This is a genomic window from Stenotrophomonas sp. GD03958 (assembly GCF_029839005.1).
In the GTDB taxonomy this organism is placed as follows: domain Bacteria; phylum Pseudomonadota; class Gammaproteobacteria; order Xanthomonadales; family Xanthomonadaceae; genus Stenotrophomonas; species Stenotrophomonas hibiscicola.
The window spans coordinates 1-8,428 of record NZ_JAOBZT010000112.1 but is presented as its reverse complement, the minus strand read 5'-3'; the positions used below and the strand labels follow the sequence as shown (position 1 = coordinate 8,428).

At 67.0% G+C, this 8,428-nt stretch carries 9 protein-coding genes; 5 read left to right on the top strand and 4 right to left on the bottom strand.

What is annotated here, in order from left to right; all coding sequences use genetic code 11:
* Positions 1-523: DUF2059 domain-containing protein (locus tag N5C25_RS19725; protein ID WP_279937725.1), on the bottom strand; the 523-nt coding region annotated here is incomplete at its 3' end.
* A gap of 133 nt (positions 524-656) precedes the next feature.
* Here N5C25_RS19725 and arfB point away from each other — a divergent pair.
* From arfB to dcp, 3 genes are all read left to right on the top strand, one after another.
* Entirely contained in the window at positions 657-1,088 is a 432-nt protein-coding gene (arfB, locus tag N5C25_RS19720) for an alternative ribosome rescue aminoacyl-tRNA hydrolase ArfB (RefSeq protein WP_005420755.1), read from the top strand.
* Between the two features lie 4 nt (positions 1,089-1,092).
* Positions 1,093-1,695 (top strand): lysophospholipid acyltransferase family protein, encoded by a 603-nt coding sequence (locus N5C25_RS19715; protein ID WP_010487088.1) that lies wholly within the window; start codon positions 1,093-1,095, stop codon positions 1,693-1,695.
* A gap of 111 nt (positions 1,696-1,806) precedes the next feature.
* On the top strand, positions 1,807-3,963 hold the full coding sequence (dcp, locus tag N5C25_RS19710; RefSeq protein WP_279937723.1) for a peptidyl-dipeptidase Dcp: 2,157 nt from the start codon (positions 1,807-1,809) through the stop codon (positions 3,961-3,963).
* Positions 3,964-4,080: 117 nt separating this feature from the next.
* Here dcp and N5C25_RS19705 read toward each other — a convergent pair whose 3' ends face one another.
* Together N5C25_RS19705 and N5C25_RS19700 are read right to left on the bottom strand one after the other, a co-directional pair.
* Complete coding sequence (locus N5C25_RS19705) at positions 4,081-4,527, bottom strand: 3-dehydroquinate dehydratase (protein WP_004153636.1); 447 nt, start codon at positions 4,525-4,527, stop codon at positions 4,081-4,083.
* A gap of 3 nt (positions 4,528-4,530) precedes the next feature.
* Positions 4,531-4,932: a hypothetical protein gene (locus N5C25_RS19700; protein WP_021203742.1), complete on the bottom strand. Its 402-nt coding sequence runs from the start codon at positions 4,930-4,932 to the stop codon at positions 4,531-4,533.
* A gap of 257 nt (positions 4,933-5,189) precedes the next feature.
* Here N5C25_RS19700 and lepB point away from each other — a divergent pair, with 257 nt between their 5' ends.
* Both lepB and N5C25_RS19690 read left to right on the top strand, forming a co-directional pair.
* Complete coding sequence (gene lepB, locus N5C25_RS19695; RefSeq protein ID WP_279937721.1) at positions 5,190-5,816, top strand: signal peptidase I; 627 nt, start codon at positions 5,190-5,192, stop codon at positions 5,814-5,816.
* Between the two features lie 124 nt (positions 5,817-5,940).
* Entirely contained in the window at positions 5,941-7,197 is a 1,257-nt protein-coding gene (locus N5C25_RS19690) for an MFS transporter (protein ID WP_279937720.1), read from the top strand.
* A gap of 130 nt (positions 7,198-7,327) precedes the next feature.
* Here N5C25_RS19690 and N5C25_RS19685 read toward each other — a convergent pair whose 3' ends face one another.
* The gene (locus tag N5C25_RS19685) at positions 7,328-8,245 is read right to left on the bottom strand and encodes a LysR family transcriptional regulator (RefSeq protein ID WP_262212784.1); all 918 of its coding nucleotides are present in this window, start codon (positions 8,243-8,245) and stop codon (positions 7,328-7,330) included.
* Positions 8,246-8,428: the final 183 nt, after the last annotated feature.

Sequence of the window (8,428 nt, the reverse complement as noted above, 5' to 3'; positions counted from 1 at the left end):
TTTTTTCCGGCTCGTTGACGATCGCCTCCAGATCCTTCTGCAGGTCCGCGAACAGCGGCTGCATGCGGGCCTGGATCGCCACCATCACGTTCTGCATCAGCGCCGGGGTCTTGTCCAGCAGGCTCTGGCCGGCCGAACTCTCGTAGAACTCGGCCATCGCCAGCACGTCTTCCTTGCTGAACGTCTTCTTGTACAGGTCCACGTACATCGGCCGCAGCTGCTGCCACGACAGGGCCTGGCGCAGCGTCTGGCTGGTGCGTGCCTGGATCCGCTTCAGCTGTTCCTGCTGCTGGGCATTGAGCTGGCGCTGTGCGGCCACCTGCTGGAACTGCTGCTGCTGCATCGCCTCGATCTGCGGCAGCATGGTGTCGATCATGCTCTGCGCACGCGAGGCCGACAGCAGGCGGTTGATGTCGCCGTCTGTCGGTGGCGCGGCCAGGGCCGGAACGCTGGCCACGGCCAGCGCCAGCAGCAGGGCGGCGCGGCGCAGCAGGGACGGCAGGGCGGGTGTGGTGCGGGTCATGCGGGCTTCCTGCGGTACATGGGACGGCCAGCATACCCGCAGCCAAGGCGAAGGCGGCGTGTTCGGTACCTGATCGGCGGCATACGGCGCGCGATGCCGCACTCCGGCACGTGGCTGCCGCTACAATGCGCGGATGGGCAGTGGACCGGTCACCATCAGCGCGCAGCTTGAAATCCCCGACGGCGAGATCGTCGAGCGGTTCGTGCGTGCCAGCGGTGCCGGTGGCCAGAACGTCAACAAGGTCTCCACCGCGGTGGAACTACGTTTCGACGTGGCCAACTCGCCTTCGTTGCCCGAACCGTTGCGCGCGCGCCTGCTGGCGCGGCGTGACCGGCGCATGACCGGCGAAGGCGTGCTGGTCATCGATGCGCAACGTTTCCGGACCCAGGATCGCAATCGCGAGGATGCGCGCGAGCGGCTGGCGGCCTTCATCCAGGCCGGGCTGAGCGTGCCCAAGCCGCGCAAGGCCACCAAGCCGACCCTCGGGTCGAAACTGCGTCGTCTGGACGCCAAACGCGGGCGCGCGCAGATCAAGCGCGGTCGCTCATCACGTGACTGGGAGTGATTGCTTGAACAACCCGACTTCGTTGCTGCCGGCCGTGCCGCCGCAGATGCCGCAGGTCAAACCCAACGCCTTCCTGCGCTGGCTGGCGCGCTGCACCCTGCGCATGGGCGGCTGGAAGGTGACCGGCACCCTGCCTGACATCCCCAGGCTGGTCTTCATCATCGCCCCGCATTCGTCCAACTGGGATGGGCTGTGGGGCATGGCGGCCAAGATCGCGCTGGGCATGAAGGTGAAGGTACTGGGCAAGGCGTCGCTGTTCTGGTGGCCGCTGGGCCCGCTGCTGCACAGGCTGGGCGTGATCCCGCTCGATCGCAGCTCGCCGCAGGGCACCGTCGGACAGGCCGTGGACCTGCTGCGCAACAACGAGAAGATGTGGTTCGCCATCACCCCCGAGGGCACCCGCAAGGCGGTGAAGGACTGGAAGGCCGGTTTCCTGAAGATCGCCCGGATGGCTGACGTGCCGATCCTTGCCGCGTACTTCCACTATCCGGAAAAGACCATCGGTATCGGCCCGCTGTTCACGCCCAGTGGTGATGACGCTGCCGACATGGCCGCGATCCGCGAGTTCTACCGGCCCTGGATCGGCAAGACCCGCGGTACGGTCTGAGCCTGCCGCAGGCCGCTGCATAGACGCCACGTCCGGCACATGCCGGGCGAGCGCGACAGGAGTAGGGTGGAGGGCTGGTATCCCGTACCGTCTGCCCAAGGAGTGTTTTACATGTCGCGTACCGTAGTCCTGGCCGCCGCCATCAGCCTGGCGTTGGCGGCCTGTTCCGGCAAGGAGTCCACCCCCGTGTCCGATGCCCAGAAGACCCCGGCCCAGCAGCCGGCCGAAGCCTCCACCAACCCTCTGCTGAGTGCGAGCACGCTGCCGTTCCAGGCCCCGCCGTTCGACAAGATCAAGGACAGCGACTACCTGCCGGCGTTCGAAGAGGGGATGCGCCAGCACCTGGCCGACGTGCGCAAGATCGCCGACAGCAGCGAGCCGGCCACCTTCGACAACACCATCGTGGCGATGGAGCGCAGCGGCGAGACGCTGAACCGCGTCTCGCGCATCTTCTTCGGCCTGGTCCAGGCCGATACCAACGATGCACGACAGAAGATGCAGGAAGAAGTGGCGCCAAAGCTGGCTGCGCACCAGGACGAGATCAATCTCGATCCGAAGCTGTTCGCGCGCGTGAAGTCGATCTATGACCAGCGCGACACGCTGGAACTGGATCCGGTGCAGAAGCGCCTGGTCGAGCACTACTACGACGGCCTGGTGCGCGCCGGTGCGCAGCTGTCCGACGCTGACAAGGCGACCCTGCGCAAGCTCAACGTGGAAGAGACCACCCTCTCCACCCAGTTCCATACCCGCCTGGTGGCCGCCACCGCCGCTGCGGCCGTCGTCGTCGACGACAAGGCCAAGCTGGCCGGCCTGGACGAGGATGCGATCAACAACGCCGCGGCCGCCGCCAAGGAACGCAAGCTGGACGGCAAGTTCCTGCTGCCGCTGCAGAACACCACCCAGCAGCCGGTGCTCGGCTCGCTGAGCGATCGCGACCAGCGCGCCGCCGTGCTGAAGGCCTCGGAGACCCGCGCCGAGCGCGGTGATGCCAACGACACCCGGCAGACCGTGCAGCGCCTGGCCCAGCTGCGTGCGCAGAAGGCCAAGCTGCTCGGCTTCGACACCTTCGCCGACTACCAGCTGGGCGACCAGATGGCCAAGACCCCGGCTGCGGCACTCAAGCTGCTGACCGACACCGTGCCGGCCGCCACCGCCAAGGCGCGCGCCGAAGCCGGCGAGATCCAGAAGGTGATCGACGCACAGAAGGGTGGTTTCCAGGTCGCCGCCTCGGACTGGGACTTCTACGCCGAGCAGGTGCGCAAGGCCAAGTACGATCTGGACGAATCGCAGGTCAAGCCGTACTTCGAACTGGACAACGTGCTGCAGAACGGCGTCTTCTACGCCGCCACCCAGCTGTACGGCATCACCTTCAAGCCGCGCACCGACATTCCGACCTACAACCCGGACATGAAGGTGTACGAAGTGTTCGACAAGGACGGCACCTCGCTGGCGCTGTTCTACACCGACTACTTCAAGCGTGACAGCAAGTCCGGCGGCGCCTGGATGGACGTGTTCGTCGAACAGGACGGCCTGACCGGTGCCAAGCCGGTGGTCTACAACGTCTGCAACTTCACCAAGCCGGCCGCCGGCCAGCCTGCGCTGATCAGCTTCGACGACGTCACCACCATGTTCCATGAGTTCGGCCACGCACTGCATGGCATGTTCTCGAACGTGAAGTACCCGTCGATCGCCGGCACCGCCACCTCGCGTGACTTCGTCGAGTTCCCGTCGCAGTTCAACGAGCACTGGGCGCTGGACCCGAAGGTGTTCGCCAACTACGCCAAGCACTACAAGACCGGCGAGGCGATGCCGCAGGAACTGGTCGACAAGATCCTCAAGGCGCGCAGCTTCAACCAGGGCTATGCGACCACCGAGTACCTGTCTGCCGCGCTGCTGGACCTGGCCTGGCACACCCAGAAGGCCGACGCGCCGCTGCAGGATGTCGGCGCCTTTGAAGCCAGCGCGCTGAAGAAGTTCAAGGTCGACCTGCCGCAGGTGCCGCCGCGCTACCGCACCACCTACTTCGACCACATCTGGGGTGGCGGTTACTCGGCCGGCTACTACGCCTACTTCTGGGCCGAAGTGCTCGACCATGACGCCTACCAGTGGTTCACCGAGCACGGTGGGCTGACGGCGGCCAACGGCCAGGAGTTCCGCGACAAGATCCTCTCGCGCGGCAACAGCGTGGAGCTGTCGACCCTGTACCGCGATTTCCGCGGCAAGGACCCGTCGGTGGAACCTTTGCTGAAGTTCCGCGGGCTGAAGTAAGAAATCGAAAACGGCGGGGGAAACCCCGCCGTTTTTCTTTGTGTAGAGCCGAGCCCATGCTCGGCTGGCTTTTTCTGGAGACGCAGCCGAGCATGGGCTCGGCTCTACACAAGCGGATCACGTCCCCACGTGCACCCGGTTGGCCTGCTCGGCCAACCCGAGGTGATCGAGCGCGATATCCAACGCCAGCACATAGCTCTGCGCGCCATAGCCGGCGGCGATGCCCAAGCGCTGGCCGACACCGGCCGGCAGGCAGGGCTCGGCCACCGCGCCGTCGTCGTGGACCTCCACGTAGGCATTGTGCAGGTAGGGCAGCAGGCGCTGCAGGCGCAGGCTGTTGGCGCACGCACCCGGGTCAAGCAGTGTCACTTCGCCACGGCTGTGATCGGCCACGCGCAGTGCGTCCAGCAGTTCCTGTTCCGAGCCACAGGCACGGATCGCCACGCTGGTGCCGGCATCGATCGCGCGATGCACCAGCGACTTCAGGACCGGCGCCGGCAGTGGCATTGCCGTGCGGATCAAGGCGCCGGCGGCTTCCGGGCCGCGGATGATGAAGATCGACATGGCTCAGCCCTCCTGCGCCAGGCGACGGCCGACGATGGCCAGCGACAGCGGATAGCCGGCCTGCTGGCTGCGCTGGTCGACCACTACCGCGGCGGGGCCGTGCTGCAGGCGCAGCCGCGCATCCAGGCCGGGCTCGCTGGGCGACTGCAGCTCGATGTACTGCGCCGGCAGCCGTTCCAGCGCCGCCTGCAGTGCGCCACCCTCGGCCTGCCATTGCGCCTCGTCGGCCACGCCGACATCCAGCAGCACCCAGTCGGCCGAACGCGCCTGCGGCTGGCACAGGCACTGGCGCACTTCGGACAGGCTGGCGCAGTCGCTGCACAGCACGCGATGGCCGGCCAACTGTGCCGGCAGTTGGGGACGCGGTGCCGACGAAGAGGCGTGGCGGATCACCAGGAGGGTCATACAACACCTTGCGGAATGCGCCCTGCGGCGCGGTGGGCACACGATGCACGTGCTGGCCGTAAAGGTGCGATGCCCGTGGCCGGGTGCGCGCGTAAAACCTGCGTAACCCTTCCTGTAGAGCCGAGCCTACGCTCGGCTGGCGTGCACCGACACTCGAAGAGCAGCCGAGCGCGGGCTCGGCTCTACAACAAGCCGGCGCGGGAACCTCTCCCGCCCGAGTGTGGTCTGATGCAGCGACCACCCACCCGGAGCCTGTCATGGATGCTGTTGCCCGCCCTCCCTTTTCCGAACGCGCGCTGGCCTGGCTGAAGAAGGAGGCGCTACCGTTGCTGGTGATGCTCGGCCTGCTCGCCGCCGCCCGCGATACCCTGGCCAACCACTACGTGGTGCCCAGCGGCTCGATGCAGCCGACCCTGCAGCCCGGCGACCGGGTGATGGTGGACATGCGTGCCTATGGGCTGCGCCTGCCGTTTACCGGCAAGGAACTGATGTCCACCGGCGTTCCGCAGCGTGGTGAAGTGGCGGTGTTCGATTCACCGGCCGACGGCACCCGGCTGATCAAGCGCGTGGCGGCGGTGGCCGGTGACCATGTGCAGATGCGCGAGGGCCATCTGAGCATCAACGGCCAGCCGCTGCAGATTGCCGACCTGCAGGACGTGGAAGCCTTCGGCGAGCGCCGTGCCCGTCTCGACCTGGACATGGGCGGTGGCCCGGACATTGACGATCTGGTGGTGCCGGCCGGTAAGCTGCTGGTGCTGGGAGACCACCGTGGCGACAGCTTCGACGGCCGCTTCTTCGGTTTCGTCGATGCGGACAAGGTCTACGGCCGGGCGGTGGCGGTGTATTACCGCCGGGGCGACGGTTTCGAGTGGCAGCGCCTGTAAGCTGAATTGATACTTTCTATATATCAATCCTGATCTATCAGGTTATGGATCGACTGGATCGACGGGCCTAGTCTGAGGCCCGTTCCCTCCCACGCCCGGCCGTCCCCACCGGCCCTTCGATTCCATGACTGGCGAAACTGCGGCGGCCGTTGAAGACCGTCCCTCCACTCTCGATACCGGCACCGACACCCGCATCCAGCAGGGCACCCCGGCCTTCCGCCGCACCGCGTTGGCACTGTTCCTGGCCGGCTTCTCCACCTTCGGCCTGCTGTATACCGTGCAGCCGCTGCTGCCCGAGTTCAGCCGCCACTTCGGCGTGTCGGCCGCAGGCAGCGCGATGTCGTTGTCGCTGACCACCGGCACGCTGGCGGTGGCGATGCTGTTGGCCGGCCTGCTGTCCGATGCGGTCGGCCGTCGCCCGTTGATGATCGTTGCGCTGTTGGCGTCGGCCATGCTGTCGCTGAGCACGGCGCTGGTGGACGACTGGACCACGCTGCTGGTGCTGCGCACCCTGCTTGGCCTGGCGCTGAGCGGCGTGCCGGCAGTGGCGATGACCTACCTGGTCGAGGAAATGGACAGCCGCGCGCTGGGCCTGGCGATGGGCCTGTACATCGGCGGCAACGCCATCGGTGGCATGAGCGGGCGCCTGCTGGCCGGCATCATCGCCGATCACTGGGGCTGGCGCTGGGGCATCGGCGTGGTCTCGATCATCGCCGTGGCCAGCACCGTGCTGCTGTGGCTGCAGCTGCCGCCGTCGCGCCATTTCCATCCCCGCCGCGATGGCCTGCGCCAGTTGCCGTCGCGCTGGCGCCTGCTGTTCGCCGACCCGGGCCTGCCGTGGCTGTTCGCCACCTCGTTCGTGCTGATGGGCGTGTTCGTCACCCTCTACAACTACCTGGGCTACCACCTGCTGGCGCCGCCGTACCACCTCAGCCAGACCGTGGTCGGGCTGATCTTCAGCGTGTACCTGGTGGGCACCTTCAGTTCGGCGTGGATGGGCCAGCAGGCCACGCGGTACGGGCGCGGCCGCATCCTGTCGATCTCGTTCGCGCTGATCGGCGCCGGCATCGCGCTGCTGGCGATGCCGTGGCTGAGCACGATGGCCCTGGGCATCGCGCTGGTGACCTTCGGCTTCTTCGGCGGCCACTCGGTGGCCAGCAGCTGGGTCGGCAGCCGTGCCGGTACGATGCGCGCGGAAGCGTCGGCGCTGTACCTGTTCGCCTACTACCTGGGCTCCAGCGTGCTGGGCGGGGTCGGCGGCCTGGCCTACGCGGCCTGGGACTGGTGGGGCGTGTGCGCGTTCGCCGCGGTGCTGACCCTGATCGGTGGTGGCATCATCTGGGCGCTGCAGCAGCGCGCGCCGCAGCCGGTGACAGCGTGAACCAACGTGTACGGTAGTGCCGGCCGCTGGCCGGCAACCACGGTGTAGCGGCTTTGCCGAGGTAGAGTCGACTGTCAGTCGACTGCTCTTCCATCAGATCGCGAAAACCCGCGCTGCGCGCGATAGTCGACTAACAGTCGACTCCACCGGCGAACGCCCCGCGCAGCAGCCCGGCGAAGTTTCGGATCAGCGGCGTCACCCGCTCGCGATGCCACGCCAGCTGCACTTCCGAATGCGCGCCAGCATCGGCCAACGCCACGAAGCGCGATCCTTCCACCCGGATGTGATCGCACGACGACGGCAGGATCGCCGCACCCAAGCCCGCAGCGGCCAGGCTGATCAACGTCGATGCTTCACCAGCTTCCTGCACGATGCGCGGCGTGAAGCCCGCCGCCGCACACAACGCGATCATGTGGTCGTGGATGCCCGCGCCCGCGCTGCGCCGGAATGCCACGAACGGCTCCTGCGCGAAGTCGCGCAACGACAAGGTGCCCTGCTTCGACAGCCTGCGCAGGGCAGGGTGGCCGGCATGCACGATCAGCGCCAGCGGATCGACGAACAGGCTGTGTGCCACCAGTTCCGGCGGCAACGCACGCTTGCGGATGATGCCCACGTCCAGTGAACCGTCGAGCAGCGCATCAATCTGCTGCAGCGTGTTCATCTCGCTCAGCTGCAGCCGCACCTGCGGATACTGCTGGCGGTAATGCAGGATCGAACGCGGGATCTGTGGCGACAGCGGCGTGGCCCGGGTCAGGCCGATATGCAGTTCACCCTGCTCGCCGCGCTGCGCACGCTGCACCTCGTCCACCGCGGTTTCCACCTGCTGCACGATTGCGCGCGCGCGTTCCTGCAGCAGCTCCCCAGCAGTCGTCAGCTGCACGCGGCGATGGCTTCGCACGAACAGGCGCGCGCCGATCAGTTCCTCCAGCTGCCGGATCTGCTGGCTGAGCGGCGGCTGCGACATGCCCAGGCGCTCGGCCGCCTGGCCGAAGTGCAGCGTATCGGCAACAGCGAGGAAGTAGCGCAGGTGGCGCAGTTCGATGGACATGGGGCCAGTTTATTCATCGTCAGCCGGAAATGAATCAGAGATGGGATCCGATCCCGTGCCGACCAACGGTCGGCACCCACCAACAGCAGCTGGCACCAACAGCAGCGACCAACTGTCGAAGGCGGGGTGGGTCCGGTTGCGGGGGTGTGAGCGGCATGGATGCCGCGACCAAGCCCCCATGGA

Coding starts and splice junctions, on each gene's coding strand:
- N5C25_RS19690 (WP_279937720.1), top strand. CDS start 5,941: ATGACTGGCGAAACTGCGGCGGCCGTTGAAGACCGTCCCTCCACTCTC.
- lepB (WP_279937721.1), top strand. CDS start 5,190: ATGGATGCTGTTGCCCGCCCTCCCTTTTCCGAACGCGCGCTGGCCTGG.
- N5C25_RS19685 (WP_262212784.1), bottom strand. CDS start 8,245: ATGTCCATCGAACTGCGCCACCTGCGCTACTTCCTCGCTGTTGCCGAT.
- N5C25_RS19700 (WP_021203742.1), bottom strand. CDS start 4,932: ATGACCCTCCTGGTGATCCGCCACGCCTCTTCGTCGGCACCGCGTCCC.
- N5C25_RS19705 (WP_004153636.1), bottom strand. CDS start 4,527: ATGTCGATCTTCATCATCCGCGGCCCGGAAGCCGCCGGCGCCTTGATC.
- dcp (WP_279937723.1), top strand. CDS start 1,807: ATGTCGCGTACCGTAGTCCTGGCCGCCGCCATCAGCCTGGCGTTGGCG.
- arfB (WP_005420755.1), top strand. CDS start 657: ATGGGCAGTGGACCGGTCACCATCAGCGCGCAGCTTGAAATCCCCGAC.